This is a genomic window from Burkholderia cepacia complex sp. TUM26381 (assembly GCF_057439935.1).
Genome location: NZ_CM172007.1, coordinates 3,273,583 through 3,294,210, shown reverse-complemented (window position 1 = coordinate 3,294,210; position 20,628 = coordinate 3,273,583). Strand labels below are relative to the sequence as shown.

General features: G+C 68.9%; 18 protein-coding genes and 1 pseudogene. 3 read left to right on the top strand and 16 right to left on the bottom strand.

Features of this window, described 5'->3' with window-relative positions:
• Window positions 1–61: 61 nt before the first annotated feature.
• From xylB to ACWMMN_RS31525, 13 genes are all read right to left on the bottom strand, one after another.
• Window positions 62–1,528: a xylulokinase gene (gene xylB, locus ACWMMN_RS31585; RefSeq protein WP_174994002.1), complete on the bottom strand. Its 1,467-nt coding sequence runs from the start codon at window positions 1,526–1,528 to the stop codon at window positions 62–64.
• Window positions 1,525–2,460: an AraC family transcriptional regulator gene (locus ACWMMN_RS31580; protein ID WP_059238079.1), complete on the bottom strand. Its 936-nt coding sequence runs from the start codon at window positions 2,458–2,460 to the stop codon at window positions 1,525–1,527. Before ACWMMN_RS31580 ends, xylB begins: the two co-directional genes overlap by 4 nt.
• Window positions 2,461–2,489: 29 nt before the next feature.
• The gene (locus ACWMMN_RS31575) at window positions 2,490–3,683 is read right to left on the bottom strand and encodes an ABC transporter ATP-binding protein (RefSeq protein ID WP_486423642.1); all 1,194 of its coding nucleotides are present in this window, start codon (window positions 3,681–3,683) and stop codon (window positions 2,490–2,492) included.
• Window positions 3,684–3,686: 3 nt separating this feature from the next.
• Window positions 3,687–4,721: an NAD(P)-dependent alcohol dehydrogenase gene (locus ACWMMN_RS31570; RefSeq protein ID WP_174994004.1), complete on the bottom strand. Its 1,035-nt coding sequence runs from the start codon at window positions 4,719–4,721 to the stop codon at window positions 3,687–3,689.
• 10 nt (window positions 4,722–4,731) lie between these two features.
• The gene (locus ACWMMN_RS31565) at window positions 4,732–5,559 is read right to left on the bottom strand and encodes a carbohydrate ABC transporter permease (RefSeq protein WP_486423641.1); all 828 of its coding nucleotides are present in this window, start codon (window positions 5,557–5,559) and stop codon (window positions 4,732–4,734) included.
• The gene (locus ACWMMN_RS31560; protein ID WP_226196151.1) at window positions 5,547–6,506 is read right to left on the bottom strand and encodes a carbohydrate ABC transporter permease; all 960 of its coding nucleotides are present in this window, start codon (window positions 6,504–6,506) and stop codon (window positions 5,547–5,549) included. Before ACWMMN_RS31560 ends, ACWMMN_RS31565 begins: the two co-directional genes overlap by 13 nt.
• Window positions 6,490–7,755 (bottom strand): ABC transporter substrate-binding protein, encoded by a 1,266-nt coding sequence (locus ACWMMN_RS31555; RefSeq protein WP_264168222.1) that lies wholly within the window; start codon window positions 7,753–7,755, stop codon window positions 6,490–6,492. The genes ACWMMN_RS31560 and ACWMMN_RS31555 overlap by 17 nt, the downstream gene beginning before the upstream one ends.
• Before the next feature lie 221 nt (window positions 7,756–7,976).
• A complete protein-coding gene (locus ACWMMN_RS31550; RefSeq protein ID WP_486423640.1) occupies window positions 7,977–8,945 on the bottom strand; it encodes an amidohydrolase family protein in 969 nt (322 codons plus the stop codon).
• A 1-nt stretch (window position 8,946) separates the two neighbouring features.
• The gene (locus ACWMMN_RS31545; RefSeq protein WP_059238071.1) at window positions 8,947–9,894 is read right to left on the bottom strand and encodes a YncE family protein; all 948 of its coding nucleotides are present in this window, start codon (window positions 9,892–9,894) and stop codon (window positions 8,947–8,949) included.
• Between the two features lie 43 nt (window positions 9,895–9,937).
• A complete protein-coding gene (locus ACWMMN_RS31540; RefSeq protein WP_059238069.1) occupies window positions 9,938–11,230 on the bottom strand; it encodes an MFS transporter in 1,293 nt (430 codons plus the stop codon).
• Between the two features lie 126 nt (window positions 11,231–11,356).
• The gene (locus tag ACWMMN_RS31535; protein WP_059238067.1) at window positions 11,357–12,274 is read right to left on the bottom strand and encodes a dihydrodipicolinate synthase family protein; all 918 of its coding nucleotides are present in this window, start codon (window positions 12,272–12,274) and stop codon (window positions 11,357–11,359) included.
• 8 nt (window positions 12,275–12,282) lie between these two features.
• Window positions 12,283–13,455, bottom strand: coding sequence for an L-rhamnonate dehydratase (locus ACWMMN_RS31530; protein ID WP_059238065.1), 1,173 nt, complete (start codon window positions 13,453–13,455; stop codon window positions 12,283–12,285).
• 59 nt (window positions 13,456–13,514) lie between these two features.
• The gene (locus ACWMMN_RS31525; RefSeq protein WP_486423639.1) at window positions 13,515–14,570 is read right to left on the bottom strand and encodes a 4-hydroxythreonine-4-phosphate dehydrogenase PdxA; all 1,056 of its coding nucleotides are present in this window, start codon (window positions 14,568–14,570) and stop codon (window positions 13,515–13,517) included.
• Window positions 14,571–14,685: 115 nt separating this feature from the next.
• On the opposite strand from ACWMMN_RS31525, the gene ACWMMN_RS31520 reads away from it, so the two are divergent.
• Window positions 14,686–15,633 (top strand): LysR family transcriptional regulator, encoded by a 948-nt coding sequence (locus tag ACWMMN_RS31520; protein WP_174994007.1) that lies wholly within the window; start codon window positions 14,686–14,688, stop codon window positions 15,631–15,633.
• A 237-nt stretch (window positions 15,634–15,870) separates the two neighbouring features.
• Here the strand turns inward: ACWMMN_RS31520 and ACWMMN_RS31515 are convergent, their stop codons facing one another.
• On the bottom strand, window positions 15,871–17,142 hold the full coding sequence (locus ACWMMN_RS31515; RefSeq protein ID WP_174994009.1) for an MFS transporter: 1,272 nt from the start codon (window positions 17,140–17,142) through the stop codon (window positions 15,871–15,873).
• Between the two features lie 183 nt (window positions 17,143–17,325).
• Here ACWMMN_RS31515 and ACWMMN_RS31510 point away from each other — a divergent pair, with 183 nt between their 5' ends.
• Entirely contained in the window at window positions 17,326–18,012 is a 687-nt protein-coding gene (locus ACWMMN_RS31510) for a hypothetical protein (protein ID WP_174994010.1), read from the top strand.
• A gap of 33 nt (window positions 18,013–18,045) precedes the next feature.
• On the opposite strand, the gene ACWMMN_RS31505 is transcribed toward ACWMMN_RS31510, so the two are convergent.
• Both ACWMMN_RS31505 and ACWMMN_RS31500 read right to left on the bottom strand, forming a co-directional pair.
• The gene (locus ACWMMN_RS31505) at window positions 18,046–19,131 is read right to left on the bottom strand and encodes an ATP-binding protein (RefSeq protein ID WP_059238053.1); all 1,086 of its coding nucleotides are present in this window, start codon (window positions 19,129–19,131) and stop codon (window positions 18,046–18,048) included.
• Window positions 19,128–19,865 carry a response regulator gene (locus ACWMMN_RS31500; RefSeq protein ID WP_059238052.1) on the bottom strand — a complete coding sequence of 246 codons (738 nt, stop codon included), beginning with the start codon at window positions 19,863–19,865 and terminating at the stop codon, window positions 19,128–19,130. Before ACWMMN_RS31500 ends, ACWMMN_RS31505 begins: the two co-directional genes overlap by 4 nt.
• A 69-nt stretch (window positions 19,866–19,934) precedes the next feature.
• On the opposite strand from ACWMMN_RS31500, the pseudogene ACWMMN_RS31495 reads away from it, so the two are divergent.
• Window positions 19,935–20,591: pseudogene (locus ACWMMN_RS31495) on the top strand (acyl-CoA dehydrogenase family protein); the annotation flags it as partial.
• Window positions 20,592–20,628: the final 37 nt, after the last annotated feature.

Here is a 20,628-nt window from a genome sequence, read left to right as displayed (position 1 = left end):
AAGCGGGTTTCCGCATGTTTCGGCCGGCCGCGATGCGGGCATGACGGCCACGCCCCGCTGCTCAGTCGGCGGCCGCGAACTCGTCCCGCAGCGCGTGATACAACCGCCGGTACCGCGCGAGCCGGCCGGCCAGCAGATCGACCGACGCCGCATCGGGCGCGACCGTCTCCGTCACCGGCGGCGCGACACAGACGTCCGCGAGCGAGTCGTCCGTCGCAGCGAGTCGCGCCAGACGCGCGGCGCCGAGTGCTGCACCGACCGCGCCGTCCGCGTGGCGCTGCATCGTGAGCCCGGTCGCATTCGCGCACAGCCGCGCCCAGAACGCGCTTTTCGATCCGCCGCCGATGAACGACACCGCGTCGAGCGTCGTGCCGGCCGCGCGCAGCGCGTCGTAGCCGTCGGCCATCGCGAACGCGACGCCTTCCATCACCGCATACGCGAGGTCGTACGCATCGTGTTCGTTGGACAGCCCGAAGAACACGCCGCGCGCATGCGCGTCGTTGTGCGGCGTGCGCTCGCCGCCGAGATACGGCAGGAACAGCGGCGCGCGGGCCGGCTCCGCGCGTTCGGCGCGCGCGGCCAGCACAGCGGCGGTCGTGCCGTGTGCCCGCGCGAGCCAGTCGAGGCTCGCGGCGGCCGACAGGATCACGCTCATCTGGTGCCAGCGCCCTTCGATGCAGTGGCAGAACGCGTGCACGGCGGCGTCCGGGTTCGGCGCGAAACGGTCGTTGCCGGCGAACAGCACGCCGGACGTGCCGAGCGACAGGAAGCCGCTGCCGGCGCCCGTCACGCCCATGCCGATCGCGGAGGCCGCGTTGTCGCCGGCCCCGCCGGCGATCGTCACGGGCCCCGCGATGCCCCATTCGCGCCGCAGCGTGTCGCGCAGCTGTGCGGCGGGCGCATTGCCTTCGACGAGGCGCGGCATCTGCGCGCGCGACAGCTCGGTCGCGGCGAGCATCCGGTCGGACCAGTCGCGGCGCGCGCAGTCGAGCCACAGCGTGCCCGACGCGTCGGACAGGTCGGACACGAATTCGCCGGACAGGCGCCAGATCAGGTAATCCTTCGGCAGCAGCACCTTGTGCACCGCGCGGAACACGGCCGGCTCGTATTTCGCGAGCCACAGCAGCTTCGGCGCGGTGAAGCCGGGCATCGCCATGTTGCCGGTGATCGCGCGCGATTCCGGCACCAGCGCCTCGAGCTCGACGCATTCGGTGCCCGCGCGCGTGTCGTTCCACAGGATCGCGGGGCGCAACACCTGGTCGGCGCGATCGATCAGCGTCGCGCCGTGCATCTGCCCGGACAGCGCGATGCCTTGCAGCGCGGCAAAGCCGGCCGGGTGCGCGGCGCGCACCGATGCGATCGCGTCGAGCATCGCGTGCCACCACGCCTGCGGGCTTTGTTCGGACCAGTGCGGATGCGGGCGGCTGATCGACAGCGTGGCCGAGCCGGTCGCGAGAGGCACCGAACGGGAATCGGTGAGGAGTACCTTGACCTCGGACGTGCCGAGATCGATGCCGAGAAATGTCACGTATGAAGCGTCCTGTCTGGGGCGCGCGGCGGCGCGCGTCGCGGGGGCGGCGCGTCGTCGCGGCCATGGGGTTCGTTGAGCCGGTGCAGCGCGCGGAACCTCGACGGCGGCACCTGCTTCATCGCGAGAAACTGTCGGTTGAAGTTCGACAGGTTGTTGAAGCCAACCCGGTAGCAGATGTCGGTCACCGTCAGGTCGGAAAACATCAGCAGCTCGCACGCCTCGTTGATGCGCAGGCGGTTCAGGTAGCGCACGAACGACGAGCCGGTGTGGCGGCGGAAGAACCGCGTGAAGGTGCTGACGCTCATGCCGGCGAACGCGGCGACGTCGGTCTCGCGCAGCATGCCGGGCAGGTTCTGCTGCAGGTACGACAGCACCTGGTTGATGGTCGACGACATGTAGTGCTGCGCGTCGCTGCGGTAGCCGGGGCCCGCGAGCACGCGCCGCTCGCGGCACGACGACAGCCGGTCGAACAGCGACATCAGGATCTCGACGCGCCGGCAGCCGTGCGCGTTCGCGAGTTCGAGCATCAGCGGCGCGACCTCTGCGCCGACGCGGTCCGGAAACTGCACGCCGCGCGCCGCGTCGTCGATCAGGTCGATCACCGGCTGCAGCTCGCTGAACGCGCCGACCATCTTCTCGATCGCATCGCGCGAGAACTGCAGCACGACGTCGCGCGACGACACGCGTTCGCCGTCGGCAAGCTCGCTGACCCAGTTGTGCGGCAGGTTCGGCCCCGTGACGATCAGGTTGCCGGGGCCGAAATCGCCGATGTGGTCGCCGACGAACACCTTGCCGTGCGACGCCTGGATCAGATGAATCTCGTACTCGGGATGAAAGTGCCACTTCGCGACCGAATGCGGGTAGTCGTGGACCCACGCGCGGAACGACTCGTCGCGGTGGGTGGGAACGATCTCGAGATCCGGGTTCATCGTGTGCTCCGTCGGGGCGTGCCGGCGTGCTACGAACGGGACATCGACCAGCCCGTCGCGGCCGGCGGCGTGGCGCGCGTTGCGGCCGCCGGCGGCGCCGCCTGCGCGATCGGGTTCGCGTCCGGCAGCGTGACGTTGCGCTCGGTGCCGGCGTCGAACAGATGCAGGGCTTCTTCGTCGAAGCGCAACGCTACCACGGCGCCCGGCATGGGGGCCATCGGGGCCGGCACGAGGGCCGCGCACGGCCGGCCGCGCCAGTCCAGCGTGACGAGCGCCTCGGCGCCGAGCAGCTCGACGAGCTCCACGGTGCCGGTCAGTGCGAGCGTGCCGGGGGCCGGATCGCCTTCGGCGACGAGCCGCAGGTGGTTCGGCCGGATCGCGGCCTTCACGTGCTGGCCGTCCTGCAGCCCCGCGAAGCGCGACGACGCGAGCGGCCAGCGCGCGCCGTTGCAGTCGAGCAGCAGGTTCGCGCCGAGGCGCTCGATCGTGCCGTCGGCGAAGTTCATCGCGGGCGTGCCGACGAACCCGGCGGCGAACACGGTATGCGGCCGGCCATACAGTTCGGCCGGCGTACCGATCTGCTCGATGTGGCCGCCGCGCATCAGCACGACGCGGTCCGCGAGTGTCATCGCTTCGAGCTGGTCGTGCGTGACGTACAGCGTGGTCGTCTTCAACTGCCGGTGCAGCCGCTTGATGTCGCCGCGCAGCTGCGTGCGCAGCTTCGCGTCGAGATTCGACAACGGCTCGTCGAACAGGAACACGGCCGGCGTCTTGATCATCGCGCGGGCGATCGCCGCGCGCTGCTGCTGGCCGCCCGACATCGCGCGCGGACGGCGGTCGAGCAGCGCGTCGAGGCTCAGGATGCGCGCGACGTCGCGCACGCGGCGGTCGATCTCGCCGGCCGGCACCTTCAGGCGCCGCAGGCCGAACGCGATGTTGTCGTACACCGTCATGTGCGGGTACAGCGCGTAGTTCTGGAACACCATCGCGACATTGCGCTCGCGCGACGGCAGGTCGTTGACGACGGCATCGCCGATCACGAGCTCGCCGCCGGTGATCGCCTCGAGGCCCGCGATCATCCGCAGCATCGTCGACTTGCCGCAGCCGGACGGGCCGAGCAGCACGATGAATTCGCCGTCGGCGATCTCGAGGTCGAGCGGGTGCAGCACGGCGGGGCCGCCGTCGTAGTGCTTCGACAAAGCCTTGCAGGTGATCTGGGCCATGGCTCAATCCATTTCGATCTGAATCTTGACGTCGCGCGGCTGGCCGCTCGCCGCTTCCTCGAACGCGCGCACGCCTTCGGAGAACGGGAACGTGCGCGAGATGAACGGCTTCACGTCGATCGCGCCGGACGCGATCAGCGCAAGCGCGCGCGGGAAAATGTTCGCGTAGCGGAACACCGATTCGATGCGGCCTTCCTTCGCCTGCAGCGCGACCACATCGAGCGGTACGGGCTCGACGGGCATGCCGATCAGCACCGCGCAGCCGCCCGGGCACATCAGGTCGACGAGGCCCGCATACGCGTTCGCGCTGCCGCTCGCCTCGAACACGACGTCCGCGCCCCAGCCACCGGAGGCGTCGGCTACCGCGTCGGCGAGCGGCCGCGTGCGCACGTCGACGGTCGTGACGGCCGGGTTGTCGCCAAACAGCGCGAGCTTGTCGGGCACGACGTCGGCGAGGATCACGCGCGCGGCGCCGCCGGCGAGCGCGGCGAGCGCCGTCATCGCGCCGATCGTGCCGGCGCCGATCACGACCGCGAGGTCGCCTGGCTTCATCGCCGCCTTCTTTGCGGCCTGCAGGCCGATCGACAGCGGCTCGACGATCGCGCCTTCGGCGAACGACACGTTGTCGGGCAGACGGTACGTGAACGCGGCCGGATGCACGACGAACGGCGTCAGGCAGCCGTGGATGGGAGGCGTTGCCCAGAAGCGCACGTCGGGATCGAGGTTGTAGAGCCCGCGCAGTGTCGCGGGCGAATCGAAGCGCGGCACGCCGGGCTCCATGCACACGCGATCGCCGACGCGCAGGTGCGTGACGCCGGCGCCGGTCTCGACGACGGTGCCGGAGGCTTCGTGGCCGAGCACCATCGGCGCATCGACACGGAACGGGCCGATGCCGCCATGAACGTAGTAATGCACGTCGCTGCCGCAGACGCCAACCGTATGGACCTTGATCCGGACGTCGCCGGGGCCGACCTCCTGCGGCAGGTCGATGTCGCGCAGCGCGAGCTCGCGCGTGCGTTCGAGTACGAGCGCTTTCAACACATCCTCCTTATTTTCCCTTGACCATCGAATTGAGCAGGCGGCTCAGCATGCCGACGAACACGAGCGGCGGCAGCGCGAGCAGCACCGTCGACGCGTTGATCACGCCCCACGGCACTTCCTGGCCGAGCGACGTGAACGCGGATGCGACCACCGGCAGCGTCGCGCTGCGCGACGACGTCAGCGCGAGCGCGATCATCAGTTCGTTCCAGACCAGCACGAAGCTGAACACGATGCCGCCGAGCAGCGTGCTCGCGCACACCGGCAGCGCGATATGCCAGAACACCGCATACGGGCCGTAGCCGTCGAGCGCGGCGGCTTCCTCGATCTCGCGCGGCAGCCGGCGGAACACGGGGATCGACAGCCACGTGATGGTCGACAGCGTGACGAGCAGGTACGTGACGATCATCGACAGCTTGGTGTCGTACAGCCCGAGGTCGACCCAGATCGCGATCAGCGGCAGCGCGACCGCGACGGGCGGCAGGAAGCGCAGCGACAGCAGGAAGAACTGGATGTCGCGCTTGCCGCGCACCGGGTAGTGCGCGATCGCATACGCGGCCGGCACGCCGAGCACCGCGCCGATCAGCACGGCCGCGCCGACGATCGCGATGCTGTTGCCGAGCCCGATCAGCACCTCGGGGCTCGACAGCACCTGCTCGTAGTTCGCGAGCGTCGGCGTGAAGAAGAAGCGCGGGGTCGGCGTGACGATGTCGAGCAGGTGCTTGAGCGAATTGAGCACGGCCCAGAACAGCGGGAACGCGGCGACCAGCAGGATCGCGCCGGCGATCGCGACGGTGGAAACGGCGGCGGGGCCGCGGCGGGCCATCAGTCGTCCCATTTGTTGACCCTCTTCCAGATGAGCGTGAAGACGAGCGTGGTCGCGACCATCATCAGCACGGCCATGCCGGACGCATACGACACCTTGCCGGCGAGGCCGATGCCCTGCTGGTACGCATAGAGATCGAGTGTCTCGGTCGCGATGCCGGGGCCGCCCTTGGTCATCACGTAGATCAGGTCGAACGAACGCAGCGACTCGACCATCTTGATGAACACGAGGCTCACGAGCGGCGCCTTCAGCATCGGCAGCGCGATGTACGCATGCACCTGCCACGTCGTCGCGTAGTCGAGCCGCGCGGCTTCGAGCGGCTCGGGCGGCAGCGTCTCCAGCAGCTTCAGGATCACGACCGCGAAGAACAGCCCCCATTGCCACACGTCGACGAGCGCGACCGCGTACAGCGCGAGATGCGGATCGGCGAGGAAGGCGGTGTTCTCGACGCCGAGCGTGCCGAGCAGCCAGCTCAGGATCCCGGTGAGCGGCGCGTACATGAACTTCCAGATGAACGCGGCCGACACGCGCGGCAGCAGCACCGGCATGATCAGCACCAGCGACGCGAAGCGGCGCCAGCGGCCGTGCACGCGCTCGAACAGGAACACGGCGAGCGCGATGCCGACCAGCACCGCGCCGGCGACCGTGACGACTTCCCACAGCACGGACACCTCGATCGCGTTCAGGAAGCGGCGGTCCGACGCGAGCCGGATGAAGTTGCGCAGGCCGACGTATTCGCTGTCCGGGTAGCGCAGCACGCGGTTGCGCAACGCGAGGTTGATCGCGGCGACGGTCGGGACGAGGCTCAGGACCGCGAGCAGCGCGAGCGTCGGCGCGAGGAATACCCACGGCAGGCTCGTGCGGTCGCGGCGCGCGCGGCCGCGCCGGGCCGACGGTGTGGATGGGGCCGGGCGGACGCCGAGCGCGCGGCCGCCGGCGCCGTCATTTGCGAGCGCCATGTTCGAGCGCATCCTTCGCGTACTGGGTCGCGTCGTCGAGCGTGCCGCGCGGGTCCGCCTGCGTGCCGGTGAACACCTGTTCGAGCGCGATGCCGAGGTTGTCGCCGATATCCGGCCACTGCGGCGTGCGCCAGATCGTCACCTGCGTGACGGGGTTGGTGTCGTTCAGCCCGGCCTGGATCTGCGGCGCGACGTGCTGCTTGAAGTACGGGCTGTTGATCGTGCTCGTGCGGTTGTAGTCGCTGAACACGCCGCTGCGCAGCCGCGCCTGCTCCTGGTCCTTGCTGGTCGCCCAGGCGATGAAGCGGCCGGCGGCCATCCGCGTGCAGTCGTCCTTCGCGCCGACCGCCGAGATCGCGAAGCCGTGGCCGTACGCGGCCGACGGCAGCGGCGCGGGCGGCCGCGTGTAGCCGACCTTGCCGGCCACGCTCGACTTGCTCGCATCCTCCATCCAGTCCGCGAACGGCGTCGATTCGATCATGAACGCGACCTTGCCCGAGCGGAACGCTTCGAGCGCGTTGCTCCAGTCGTAGGTCGCGGCGCCCGGCGGCGCGTACTTGAACAGGTCGCTGTAGAGCTGCGTGGCCTTCACGGCGGCCGGCGAGTTGAACGCAGGCTGGCCGCCCTTGTCGGTCCAGGCGCCGCCCATCCCGAGCATGAACGGCGACCAGCGCCACACGTTCATCCCCGAGCCGCGCTGGCCGCGCGCGACCCAGCCGTACAGCTTCGGCGGCGCGTTGAGCTTCTTGATCGCGGCGACGAGCTGGTCGAGCGTCTTCGGCACCGGGATGTGCGCGGCGTCGAGCAGGTCGCGGCGGTAGAACAGGAAGTCGCCGCCGCCGATCAGCGGCGCGAAGTACGCGACGCCGTTGTAGCTCGCGACCGCACGGCGGCCGGGCAGGAAGTCGTCGTAGTCGTAATCCTTCGGGTAGTACTTGAGAAGCGGCACGATCCAGTTGGCCGACGCGAATTCGGCGACGTTCGCTTCGTCGACGTAGTAGATCTGGTAGGAACCCGCGCCGGTCGACGCGTCGAGCCGCGATTTCGCGCGGCGGTCGTTCTCGCCGAAGTAGCTGATCTCGACCTTGGTCCCGCTTTTCTTCTCGTAGTCGGCCAGCGACTTCTCCATCACCGACAGGCCGAGACTCTTCTGCGCGAGCACCCGAAGGGTCGGCACCTTGCAGGTTTGCGCGGCCGCGACGCCCGGCAGACAGGCGCCGAGCAGCAAGCCGGCTGCGACGATTCGCATCTTGTTCACCCGTGTCTCCTTGATTCTGCTTGTTCGAATACCGTCGATGACGGCAGGACTCATGGTGTGACGGCGGCGATGCGGGCACCACATCAAAAGAAAACGCGAACCGATACTTTTTGCTCAGGGTCGGTCGTGCGATGCACAAAATGTGTCGGTCGGGCGCGTGGCGTGGTGCGCCGCCCGACCGACAGGAGGGGAAGGGAGGGGAAGGCGGGGCGCTAGCCGCGCGCCGGCCGGTGCGGCGCGTCGGGCGCGATCCGGTAGACGCGCAGCGCGTTGTCGTGCCAGATCGCACGGCGCGCGGTGTCGTCGAGATGCGCGATCGCGCGGGCGAACGTGCGCAGCAGCACGGGATAGGTCACGCGCAGCCCGGCCACCGGGAAATTGCTCGCGAACAGGCAGCGCTGCCAGCCGAAGATCGCGATCGTGTCGCGGACGATCCGCGCGTTGTCGGCGTCGTTCCACGCCGCGTCGCGCAGGCCGAGTTCGGAGATCTTCACGGTGACGCGTGGCAACGCGGCGAGCGCTTCCATGCCGCTGCGCCAGCGCGCGAGCCCGGCTGCCGAGCGGTCCCACGGCAGGCCCGCGTGTTCGAGCACGACGTCGACGTCGGGGGCGCCGGCAAGCAGCGCGGCCGCTTCGCCGAGATGCCAGAACGGCACGCGCAGGTCCCAGCTCAGGCCGTGCGCGGCGAGGCGCTCGAGTGCGGCCGGCCAGCGCGGGTCATGCAGCGTGCCGGGCCCGTCGATCGACGCATCCGGCGTGGCCGCGGTGCGCGGCTTGAAGCGCACGCCGCGCACGCGCGGCCACGCGGCCTGTTCGGGGAGCCGTTCGTCCACGTCGCCGGCCAGCAAGTCGACCCACGCGACGACGGCCGACGGCAGCCCGTGCGCGGCGGCGACGTCGTGCAGCCAGCGCGTTTCGGCCAGCGCCTCGTCGTGCGCGCGCTCGGCCTCGACGTGCACGCTGGCGACGATCGGCGCGTGTTGCGCCGCGTGCCGGAATTCGTCCACGCCGAAGTTGCGGCACAGCGCCGCGTAGTCGCCGAACATGAAGCGTGCCGGATCGTATTGCGCCTGCAGCCACGGGTAGTGCGCACCCGCATCGAGCTGCCACAGGTGGTGATGCGCATCGACGAGCGCATCGGGCAGGCCGTCGATGTCGTCGGGCGACGAACCGTCGTGCATGTCAGCGCGCGCCGGCGAGCACGTACGACGCATCGGGCTCGCGTAGCGTCGCCAGCGCACCGACGAAGCGCCACGTATCGAGATCGAGTTCGCGCACGTAGTCGTCCTGGAACGACACGTACGCGACGCGCCGCGACGGATGGAACGACAGTGCGGTCGGGTTCGCGGGCAGCGCGATGCGCTCGATCTCCTCGAGCTGCCGCGCATCGAACACCGAGATCGACCGTTCGCCCGAATTGGTCAGCAGCAGCAGGTCGCGGCCGTCCGGCGCGCTCGTCCGGTAGATGCGGTTCGGATCGCTGCGTGTTTTCACGCGGCGGCCGCAGGTCATCGTTTCCGTGTCGATCTCGACCAGCGTGTCGTCGCCGCGATTCGCGACGAACAGCGTGCGCTCGTCGCCCGACAGCGCATTGCCCTCGGGGCGCGGGCCGGGCATCACCGCGCGCGGCGCGACCGTCGCGTCGCGCGGATGGAACTGCGTGACCGTGTTCGACAGCAGGTGCACGCCGTAGGCGCGGCTCGCGTCGCGCGTGAGCGTCACGAGGTGCGTCTTCACGCCGCCGGACGGCACGGCCATGTTCGGCACCGGCTGCCGCGTCGGCTCGTCGAACACGAGCAGCATGTCGTGTGCCTCGCTCATCGCGTACAGCCGGCCGTCGCGGTCGGCCGCCATCCCGTGCGGCCGGTAGTACGGCCACAGGTCGAGCATGCGCGTGTGCGTGCGCTCGACGAGGTCGATCTCGGCGATCCGGTGATCGCCTTCATGGCCGCGCGACCACGCGGTTTCGATCCCGAAGATGCCGACGTACGCGTGACGCTCGTTCGCATCCACGGTGAATTCGTGCGGGAAGTTGGGCAGCACGATGTGCTTGAGCGGCGCTTTCGTGTCGAGGTCGTAGAAGCTGAAGGTGTGGGCGCATTTCTGCACCAGCAACAGGATGTCGTTCATGGTGAGTCTCCGTCATGTCGTTCGCAGTCCCGCGTATCCGGGGTCAGTCCTCGCAGCGCTTCGGCAGCGTCATCGCGAGCAGGCCGGCCACCGCGAGCGTGACCGCGAGGCTGTAGACGCCGGCCGCCGCGCTCACGTGCTGGGTCAGCACGCCCACCGCATACGGGCCGCAGAAGCCGCCGAGATTGCCGAGCGCGTTGATCAGGCCGCGCGCACTGCCGGCCGTCTCGACGCTGCAGAGCTTCGGCGGAATCGCCCAGAACACGCCGGCGGCCGCCTGCAGGAAGAAGCCGCAGCCGATCAGGAACGTGAACGACACGGCCATCGACCCGTGCGTGAGCACCGACAGCGCGAGGCACGCGGCGAAGCCGACGAGCGGCAGCAGCACGAACAGGCGGCGCTTGCCGGTCCGGTCAGACCAATACGACGTGACGAACATCCCGATCACCATCGCGACATACGGCAGCATCGCGAGCAGGCCGATCTTGCCCATCCCGCTGTGCGTGAGGTTTTTCAGCAGGGTCGGCAACCACATCGTATAGCCGTAGATGCCGACCTGATAGCAGAAGTTGATCGCGATGAGCAGCCAGATCGTCGGGTTGCGCAGCATCTCGTCGAACGACGCGGCCGCCGGCGTGCCGGCCGCGCGCTTGCGCTCCTGCTCGTCGCGCAGCGCGTCGAGGATGTATGCCTTCTCGCGGGGCGACACCCAGCGCGCGGTCTCCGGGCCGTCGTCGGCGAACATCATCCACGCGACCAGGCACAGCAGCGACAGTGCGCCCGCGCTGAAGAACAGGTGACGCCAGTCGTACGCGGCGAGGATGAAGCCGGACAGCGGCGCGGTGATCATGCCCGCGAGCGGCACGAACATGATGACCATTGCGTTCGCACGGCCACGCTCGCGATCGGGGAACCAGTGGCTGACCATCGTCAGCACGACGGGCAGCATCCCGCCTTCGGCCACGCCGAGCATGAAGCGCAGCGCCAGCAGTTGCCAGGTGTGCGTGACGAGACCGGTCAGCACCGACAGCACGGCCCAGCTCACGAGCGACCACGCGATGAAGGTCTTGCCGCTGCCGAGCGCCGCGCGCCGGCCGCCGGGAATCTGCAGGAACAGGTAGCCGAAGAAGAAGATGCCGCCGGCGAGCCCTGCCATCGTCGCGTCCATGCCGAGATCGGCGTTCATCCCGCCGGGCATCGCGAACGCGATGTTCACGCGGTCCATGTAGGAAATGATGCAGGCGAGCAGCAGCGGCGGAATCACGCGCAGCCAGCGGCGGCGCGGAATGGCTTCGCCGGCTTCGTATGCCGGGGTGGCGGGGGTCAACAGGGTCATGGCGTCTCCATCCAGTTTGGGTCGTCGGCCGCGGCGGCCATCTGACGGGCCGCTGTCTTGCCGTGGCGGGCCGGCCGGTGCCGGCCGCCGATGCGCGGCGCCCGCGCGCCGCACGTACTTCCGGTATTAGCGCCCCCAGCGCAGCACGAGCGGGTCGAGCCGCCGCGCCGCGTCGAGCAGGCCCGCCCGCACCTGCGGATGCAGCTCGGGCCACGGCGCGCGCGGCTGGTCGCACGCGATCACGCCGCCTTCCTTCATCAGCGCCTTCGCGGTGAGGAAACCCGCCTGGCGGTTCTCGTAGTTGATCAGCGGCAGCCAGCGCGCGTACTGCTCGCAGGCTTCGTCGCGGCGGCCGGCGAAATACGCGTCGGTGATCCGGCGAATCCCGTCCGGATAGCCGCCGCCCGTCATCGCACCGGTTGCGCCGGCATCGAGATCGGCGAGCAGCGTGATGCCTTCCTCGCCGTCCCACGGCCCCTCGATCGCGTCGCCGCCGAGCGCGATCAGCTCGCGCAGCTTCGACGCGGCGCCCGCCGTCTCGATCTTGAAGTACGACACGGCATCGAGCTCGCGTGCGAGCGACGCGAGCAGCGACGCCGGCAGCGCGACGCCGCTCGCCGGTGCGTCCTGGATCATCAGCGGAATGTCGAGGCTGTCGGCGACTTCGCGGAAGAACGCACGCACCTGCGTTTCGGGCACGCGGAACGTGGCGCCGTGGTACGGCGGCATCACCATCACCATCGCCGCGCCGAGCGCCTGCGCCTGCCGGTTGCGTGCCGCGCAGAGCCGCGCGCTGAAGTGCGATGTCGTGACGATCACCGGCACGCGGCCCGCGACGTGCTCGAGCGTGGTGCGCGTGATCAGGTCACGTTCGTCGTCGCCGAGCGCGAACTGCTCGGAGTAGTTCGCGTGGATGCAGAGGCCGTGCGAGCCGGCATCGATCATGAAGTCGAGGCAGCGGCGCTGGCCGTCGAGATCGAGCGCGCCGTGCGCGTCGAAGATCGTCGGTACGACCGGAAAAACGCCCTGGTAGCGTGTTTTCATGGCCGGCCTCACTCGACGATGTCGAACTGGTCGAGGAATTCGGTCTTCAGCGTGAGGCCGAGGCCCGGTACGTCGTCGCGCAGCTGCAGGAAACCGTTCTCGGCCACCGGCTCGCCGTCGAAGATGTAATAGAACAGCTCGTTGCCGACCTCGACGTCGAACATCGGGAAGTACTCGCTCATCGGCGACGCGAGCGTGCTCATCGTCAGGTGATAGTTGTGCATCTGGCCCGCATGCGGAATCACCGGCACGCTGTACGCCTCGCACAGCGCGTTGATCTTGTGCGCCATCGTGATCCCGCCGACACGGTTCGTGTCGTACTGCACGACCGACACGGCCTTGCGGTCGAGCAGCTGCTTGAAGCCGTACAGCGAGAATTCGTGTTCGCCGCCGGAGATCGGGATGCGCGTCAGCTGGTTCAGCTCCGCATAGCCGTCGATGTCGTCGGCGATCACCGGTTCTTCCAGCCAGCGCGGCTGGTATTTCTCGAGCTTCGGCAGGATCCGCTTCGCGTATTCGAGGTTCCAGCCCATGTAGCACTCGAGCATCAGGTCGTTGTCGTAGCCGATCACCTCACGGATCGCCGCGACCGACTTCAGGTTCTCGACCACGCCCTGCTGGCCGTGCGCGGGCCCGTAGCCGAAGCGCATCTTGAACGCGCGGAAGCCTTCCTTCAGGTACTGCTGCGCCTCGTCCTGCATCGCCTTCAGGTCGGTGCGGTAGAGCTTCGAGTAGTAGCAGGGGATCTTTTCCTTGGTGCGGCCGCCGAGCAGCTTGAACACCGGCTTGCCGACACTCTTGCCGAGGATGTCCCAGATCGCGATGTCGACCGCCGAGATCGCCGCCATGCCGATGCCCTTGCGGCCCCACGCGTGGGTCGCGCGGTACATCCGCTGGTTCAGGTATTCGTAGTCCCACGGGTCCTGGCCGATCACGAGCGGCGCGAGGTACTGGTCGATGATGACCTTCGCGACGTGCGGCGCGAGCGCGACGTTGCCGAGGCCGACGATGCCGTCGTCGGTCTCGACCTCGACGACCGTCCACGCATGGAAGCGGAACGTGCTCATCGTCTCCTGCGGCGCGTACAGCAGATCCATCGCGTTCGAACAGAAGTTGCCCTGCGGCGGGACGGTCTTGCCTTTCCACTGGAATACGCGTGCGCGTACGGACCGGATTTTCATGGCGGTGTCTCCGAGAGTCGGTGTTGTCGTGTGTGAAAGGCGGGCGGCCGGCTTGGCCGTCACGCCGAAACAGCGGGGGTGCGGCGCGCGGCGCCCATCCGGCAGGCGATCTGCAGCGCCTGCCAGGTCGCGCCGACGTCGGCGGTGCCGCGGCCCGCGATGTCGTACGCGGTGCCGTGCGCGGGCGTCGTGATCGGCACGGGCAGCCCGCCCTGCACGGTCACGCCGCGCGAGAAGCCGAGCAGCTTGATCGCGATCTGCCCCTGGTCGTGGTACATCGTGACGATCGCCTGGTAGTCGCCGGCCTGCGCCTTCAGGAAGATCGTGTCGGCGGGGAACGGGCCGTGGAACGGCGCGTCGGTCGGCCAGTCGCGCGCCTGCAGCTTGCGCACCGCCGGCTCGATGATGTCGACTTCCTCGCGGCCGCAGCTGCCGCCGTCGCCGCCGTGCGGGTTGAACGCGGCGATCGCCACCTTCGGCGCCGCGACGCCGTTCGCGAGCAGCGACCGGTAGATGAGTTCCGACGCCTGTTCGATCCGCTCGATGCTCAGGCAGCCGGCCGCGTCCTTCAGCGGGATGTGCGACGAGATACGCGCCGTCCACAGTTCGCCGAGCGTGTTGAATTCGCAGAAGTAGCCGGTCACGCCGAGCGCTTTGGCGAAGTGGTGCAGCTCGTCGTCGTGGCGCAGCCCGCCGAGCTTCATCGCGTACTTGTTCAGCGGCGCGAAGCAGATCGCGTCGATGTCGCCGGCCAGCGCCGCGTCGAGGCACTGGTCGAGCACGGCGAGCGTCGAGCGGCCGCCGGCCGCGCCGGGCTGGCCGGCCGTGACCTGCGCGGGATCGATCGTGTCGACTTCGACGAACGCGGCGCGCGCGGCCGCCGGCCGGCCGCGCACGGCGGCCAGCGACGCCACGGGCTCGACGTCGACGGTGACGCCCGCGACGCGCTGGCCGGCTTCCCACAGCCAGCGATCGCCGATCAGCACGAGATTCGCGCGGGCGGTGGCGTCGGGGCGGGCGAGCAGTTTCGCGATCAGTTCGGCGCCGATGCCGGCGGGGTCGCCGAGCGTCAGCGCGACGACGGGCAGGGTGGCGGCGGTCGAGGAGGTGTTCATGCGGTGTCTCCGGTGGCGGCGCGTGGCCGTTCGTGTATGGGGTTCATGCTAGGTAGACGGAATGAGTCGGTAAATTGAAAACTCTTGATGAATCGATAACCTGGAGTAATCAAAGATGGGCTCGATCGACCGACGAGACTCGACCCCGCAGTTGCTGAACCGGCTGCGCATGCGCCAGATCGCGTTGCTGCTGGCCGTCGACGAATGCTCGACGCTGCGCGCGGCCGCCGAGCAGATGGGCCTCACGCAGCCGGCCGCGACGAAGATGCTGGCGGAACTGGAGAGCGCGCTCGGCCAGCGGCTGTTCGATCGCGTCGGGCGCGGGCTTGTGCTGAACCCGGCCGGCGAGCGCGTGCTCGGCTATTTCCGCGGGATTCGCGGCAGCGTGGAAGCGTTGAATCGCGAGCTCGGCGAGCTGCAGCTCGGCAGTGCCGGGCGGCTCGCGATCGGCAGCATCATGGCCGCGTCGCCGGGGCGGCTCACCGAGGCGCTGGTGCAGTTGAAGGCGCGTTATCCGCTGCTCGCGATCGACATCGCGGTCGATACGAGCGACCGGCTGATGCCGCAACTGCGCGAAGGCGTGCTCGAAGTGGTGATCGGGCGCAATGTCGGCACGGATTGCGATTTCCGCGTGGTCGACGACGAGGCGCTCGCGATCATCGCGGGCCGCGACCATCCGCTGGCGGGCGCGGGGCCGGTGGCGTTCGATGCGCTGCTCGATTACGCGTGGATCGTGCAGCCGGCCGGCAGCCCGGCGCGTGAAGTCGTCGAACGCGAATTTCGCGCGCACCACCGGCCGATGCCGCGCGGGCTCGTCGAAACGGGGTCGATCCTGACGACGATGAACCTCGTCGACCGCTCGTCGATGCTCGGCGTGATTCCGCTGACGGTTGCGCAGCGCAACGCGGAGCACGGGCTCGTCGCGATCGTCGATTACACGCTCGAGCTGAAACTGCCGTCGTACGGCAGCATCGTGCGGCGCGACCGGCCGCTGAGCGCGCCCGCGCAGCAGTTTCTCGCGCTGTTTCATCACGACGGAGCCGAGGATGACGGCGACGCGTAATGGCGCGGGTTGCCAGCCGAGGCGGCCGAGCCAGCCGCGTCGGCCGCGCTGGCCGAATCGGCCGAGCAGGCCGAATCAGCCGAATCAGCCGAATCAGCCGAACCAGCCGAACCAGCCGAACCAGCCGAACCAGCCGAACCAGCCGAACCGGTAATACGCCCGCATCGCGGAACGCGATGAAACGTGATGGCGCCGCCGGCGAGACGGGGGAGGCAGGCGAACCCGAAGCGAAAGGCTTCAGCGCGCCGACGGCGCGGCGGGCGCGTCGGCGAGCGACGGCATCGATTCGGACAGCGTGCGATCGGGGCGAATCCGCAGCGCGGCGACGATACCGATCAGCAGCATCGCGACCGAGCCGATGAACGGCACCGTCCAGCTGCCGGTGCGGTCGACGAGATAGCCGAACAGGATCGGTGACAGGATCCCCGAGATCGCGGAGCCGGCGTTCATCATCCCGCTCGCGATGCCGGCGTGGGTCGGCGCGATGTCGCTCGGCACGGCCCAGATCGGCCCGATCGTCAGTTCGAGGCACAGGAACGACCCGGACAGGCACAGCGCGACGCCGGCCGTCGAGTGGACGAACGCGAGCGGCAGCAGGCAGATCAGCGCACCGGCGAAGCTCGTGACGATCACGCTCTGGCGCGACAGCGCGAGGTTGCCGGTCTTCCGGTAGATGCGGTCGCAGAGCCAGCCGCCGAGTGTGTCGCCGACGACGCCCGCGAAGAACACGCCGGACGCGAACAGCGCGGTCGATTTCAGGTTCAGGCCCTGGCCGTTGAGGAAGAACGTCGGCAGCCACGTGAAGAACAGCCACGCGGTCCAGCCGTAGCAGAAGTAGACGAAGATGGTCGGCGCCATCCGGCGGAACAGCGGCCCCCACGGCGTCGGGCCGGACGGGGCGGCAGGGCGGGCGGTGCGCGCGCGGCCGTCGTCGTCGCCGAGCGGGTGCTCGCGGAAACCGACGATCCACCATGCGAGCCATACCACCGTGACCGCCCCGATCACGAAGAACGCCGCGCGCCACGACAGCCACGTCATCAGCGCGGCGACGATCGGCGGCGTGACCGCGTTGCCGAGCCGCGAGAACGAATGCGTGAAGCCCTGCACGACGCCGCGCCGCTCGCGCGGAAACCAGTGCGTGATCGCGCGGGCCTGGGCCGGCAGCGTCGCGCCTTCGCCGATGCCGAGCAGCAGGCGTGCGGCAAACAGCAGCCCGAGGCTGTGCACGAGCCCGGTCGTGAAGGTGGAGACGATCCAGATCAACCCGCAGCCGATCAGCGTGATGCGGGCGCCGAACCGGTCGGCGATCCAGCCGCCGCCGATCTGGCAGATTGCATACGAATACGCGAACGCGGAGAATGCGACGCCAAGTTCGGTATTCGACAGGCCGAGTTCGGCCTTGATCGCACCGGCCGCGGTCGCGAGGTTGACGCGGTCGACGTAGAGAATGAACGAAAGCGCACACAGCAGCCACAGCGTGTGGCGCCGTTGACGGTGATCGTTATGCATGTGTCTCACTCCATTTTCGTGCGCGGCGTTGCAATGACGCGGCGTTCACGGGCGAAGCCAGCATCGCGCGGCGGCGGAGACACTGTCTAATGAATCTTTGGGATCAATCGATAACCGCAGGTATTCATTCCTGTTTCAGCCACGCCGGAACCACAGACGCAACGCAACACCACGGGTGAAGAATTGACCGACAACGACGAACTTTCGCTCCGCCGGGAGAGCCGCTTCTGGCAGCTCGCGCCGGTGAGATGGTGGATCCGCGGGCACGGCAGCGACGGCTATTCGTTCCGTCTGCTGCTGCACCCGCTCGTGCTCGTGTGCGTGCTCGAATTCGTCTGCATGATGTTCGAAGCGCTGTACACCAGCATCGCCGTCAGCGCGGTCGCGACGCTGTTCCTCGGCTTTGCCGGGTTCTACGGCGCGCAGCGCGAATGGCTGATGACGTCCGTGACCGCGCGCGCGCTCGTGAAGGCGCGCATGAAGAAGGCGGCCGAGCGGTTCTCGTCGCTCGGCGTCGGCGCGACCGTGCTCGCCATCTTCGTTGCCGCGACGTCGCTGTCGCTCGTGATGTCGGGCCAGCCGGTGCTGGACAGCGTGTCGAAGGATGCCGTGTCGATCTTCATCGCGCTGGTGTTCCTGCCGGTGTACGTATCCGGTGCGGTGCGCAAGCTGGCGATCGCGCGGATCGAGGAACTGGAGGCGCTGCGTCACGCGACCGTCGGCACGCGGCTGAAATTCGACCGGGCCGGCGCCGTGCGCGCGGTGGTCGTGCAGGGCGCGGCCGGAAAAGGGACGGTATCCGTGATGGAGTACACGGTGCTCGGGTTCAGCCCGCCGCTCGAACAGGTCGGGCGTGAACCGCGCGCGTGAAGGTGTAAAGGTTTAAAGGTGTAAGGGTGCGCGTTACGCCGGGAACCGTTCGCTGTCGGGCGCCGGCGCGAGGTTGTCGGGCCACTGCACCTCGAACCGCGTGCCGCCCGCGCCGGTCGGTGCGCAGAGGGCTTCGCCGTGATGCGCGTGCGCGATCGCCGCGACGACGGCGAGCCCGAGGCCGGTGCCGCCGGGTTGCGTATCGTCGACGCGCCGGAACGCCTGAAACACGTGCGGTGCGAAATCGGCCGGGATGCCGGGGCCGTCGTCCTCGACGCGCAGCCGGCACATGCCGTTCTCGATGCGCGTCTGGATCCGGATCGCGCCGGGCACCGCATGGCGGCGCGCATTCTCCAGCAGCGCCAGTAAAGCCTGGCGGATGCGGACCGGGTCGCAGCGCATGCGCCGCGGGTCGAGATCGAGTTCCGGATGCTGGCCGGCGGCCTGCAGCGCGTGCGTGAACACGTCGACCACGGCGCGCACGTCGGCAGCGAGATCGGTGTCGCGGATCTCGATGCTGAGGTGCCCGCTGTCGGCGAGGCTGACCACGCGCAGATCTTCGATCAGCCGCGTCAAGCCTTCGACCTGCGTGAGCAGGCTGCGGTACAGCGCTTCGCTCGGCGTGAACACGCCCTCGGCGAGCCCCTGCAGCCGCCCGCGCAAGACGGTGACGGGCGTGCGCAGTTCATGGGCGATCGCCGCGTTCCAGAACGTCTGTTCGTCGGTCACGCGCTGCAGTTCGCTCGCGAGCGCGTTGAAGTTGTCGGCGAGCAGCGCCGCTTCGTGCAGCGAACGGTCGCCGGCGACGGCGCGTGCGGCGAGATCGCCGCGCGCGACGCGGCGGATGCTGTCCGTCACCGAGTTCAGCGGCACGAGGATGCGGCGCGACAGGTTGACCGCGACGATGATCGCGATCAGCAGGCCGACCAGCGTGGTCGAGATGATCCACACCCACTCCGGCCCGCTCGGGAGCCAGCTCTGCGGCTTGAAGTACTCGGGCGAGTACTTGTACAGCAGGTAGTAGAACGCGTAGGCCGTCACGACGATCAGCACCGTGATGCCGAAGGCGATCGCGCCCATCGTCAGCGCGATCTGGCGGCTCAGGCCGTCGAGTTTCAATCGCCGCTCCACAGTTTGTAGCCGACGCCGCGCACGCTGGCGGGCACGCCTTGCACGCCGAGGTCGTCCAGTTTCTTGCGCAGCTTGCTGACGTGGCTGTCCACGGTGCGCTCCAGCGCGTCGCCTTCCGGCAGGCAGGTGGCCATCAGCTCGGCGCGGCTGAACACGCGGCGCGGCGCACGCGCAAGCTGCGCGAGCAGCTTGAATTCGGTGAGCGTCAGCACGAGCGTGTGGCGTTCGCTGCCGACTTCGACCGTCGCTTCGTGGTGCTCGAGATCGATCTCGAACGGCGCGGCGCGCAGCACGCGCTGTTCTTCCTGGCGCGAGCCGGCCATCGACCGGCGCAGCACGGCCTGTGCGCGCGCGACGACTTCGGCCGGGTTGAACGGCTTGACCACGTAGTCGTCGGCGCCGATGCGCAACCCGGTCAGCTTGTCGATGTCCTGGTCGAGCGCGGTCAGCATGATGACCGGCGTGTCGCCGCGATGGCGGATTTCGGCGAGCACTTTCCAGCCGTCGACGTGCGGCATCTGCACGTCGAGCAGTACGAGGTCCGGCTTCAGCGACAGGTGGAGTTCGAGCGCGCGGCGGCCGTCGGCCGCGTGCACGGTGCGCAGGCCGTTGCGCGCGAAGTACGCGATCAGGATCTCGGCGATCTCGGGTTCGTCCTCGGCGATGAGGACGAGCGCTTGCGCGCCCTGGCCGGCGCCGGGAGATGAAGAAAATTCGGGCATGGCCACTCGTTCAGATCCATCGGGGTTCCATCGAATCGCCATACTACCGTACGACCCGTTCCATCGAACGAAGGCGGGCGCAGCGCGTTCACGAACGGCATCGCGATGATCCTGCCGCTCGACCTGCCGGGCGTGTCGCGCGGCAAGCCGCTCGACAAGATCGGCCAGCGTTCGCTGCCGCAGGGCGAGATCTATTTCGACAACGTGAAGGTGCCGAAGCGCTTCGCGGTCGCGCTGAAGGACGACTATCTCGGCAACCTCGCATCGACATGGTCGTATGCGGGCACGCACATGTGCCAGGTGTTCGTCGGTGCCGCACGCGCCGCGTTCGAACTGGCGCTCGCCTACTGCCACGAGCGCAAACAGGGCGGCGCGCTGCTGATGGATCACCAGATGACGCACCTGCGCATCGGCGAGATGCTGCGCCGGCTCGAGATGGCGCGTGCGATCGCGCGCCGCAGCCTCGCGTTCTCGCGGATGTCGCCGCAGAGCCATCCGTATGCGACCGCGCAGGCGAAGGTGAGCGTGACCGAGGAAGCGATGAAGATCACGCACGAGGCGTTCCAGCTGTTCGGCGGCAATGGCACCACGCGCGAATTCCCGATCGAGAAGCTGTTCCGCGACGTGCGCTCGGCGTTGATCGAGGATGGCGAGAACACCATTCTCACGTCGCGCCTCGGCGTGCTGGCCGGGCAGCTTTATCAGAACGGGTGGGCGCGCGAGTAAGCGGCACCGGGCGCCCTGCGGTCGCGCCCCGGCAGAA

Excerpts from the sequence above, each read along its gene's own strand:
- ACWMMN_RS31545 (WP_059238071.1), bottom strand. The coding sequence starts at position 9,894 with ATGAACGACATCCTGTTGCTGGTGCAGAAATGCGCCCACACCTTCAGC.
- ACWMMN_RS31520 (WP_174994007.1), top strand. The coding sequence starts at position 14,686 with ATGGGCTCGATCGACCGACGAGACTCGACCCCGCAGTTGCTGAACCGG.
- ACWMMN_RS31530 (WP_059238065.1), bottom strand. The coding sequence starts at position 13,455 with ATGAAAATCCGGTCCGTACGCGCACGCGTATTCCAGTGGAAAGGCAAG.
- ACWMMN_RS31575 (WP_486423642.1), bottom strand. The coding sequence starts at position 3,683 with ATGGCCCAGATCACCTGCAAGGCTTTGTCGAAGCACTACGACGGCGGC.
- ACWMMN_RS31565 (WP_486423641.1), bottom strand. The coding sequence starts at position 5,559 with ATGGGACGACTGATGGCCCGCCGCGGCCCCGCCGCCGTTTCCACCGTC.
- ACWMMN_RS31515 (WP_174994009.1), bottom strand. The coding sequence starts at position 17,142 with ATGCATAACGATCACCGTCAACGGCGCCACACGCTGTGGCTGCTGTGT.
- ACWMMN_RS31580 (WP_059238079.1), bottom strand. The coding sequence starts at position 2,460 with ATGAACCCGGATCTCGAGATCGTTCCCACCCACCGCGACGAGTCGTTC.
- ACWMMN_RS31555 (WP_264168222.1), bottom strand. The coding sequence starts at position 7,755 with ATGCGAATCGTCGCAGCCGGCTTGCTGCTCGGCGCCTGTCTGCCGGGC.
- ACWMMN_RS31560 (WP_226196151.1), bottom strand. The coding sequence starts at position 6,506 with ATGGCGCTCGCAAATGACGGCGCCGGCGGCCGCGCGCTCGGCGTCCGC.
- ACWMMN_RS31540 (WP_059238069.1), bottom strand. The coding sequence starts at position 11,230 with ATGACCCTGTTGACCCCCGCCACCCCGGCATACGAAGCCGGCGAAGCC.
- ACWMMN_RS31550 (WP_486423640.1), bottom strand. The coding sequence starts at position 8,945 with ATGCACGACGGTTCGTCGCCCGACGACATCGACGGCCTGCCCGATGCG.
- ACWMMN_RS31500 (WP_059238052.1), bottom strand. The coding sequence starts at position 19,865 with ATGCCCGAATTTTCTTCATCTCCCGGCGCCGGCCAGGGCGCGCAAGCG.
- ACWMMN_RS31525 (WP_486423639.1), bottom strand. The coding sequence starts at position 14,570 with ATGAACACCTCCTCGACCGCCGCCACCCTGCCCGTCGTCGCGCTGACG.
- ACWMMN_RS31535 (WP_059238067.1), bottom strand. The coding sequence starts at position 12,274 with ATGAAAACACGCTACCAGGGCGTTTTTCCGGTCGTACCGACGATCTTC.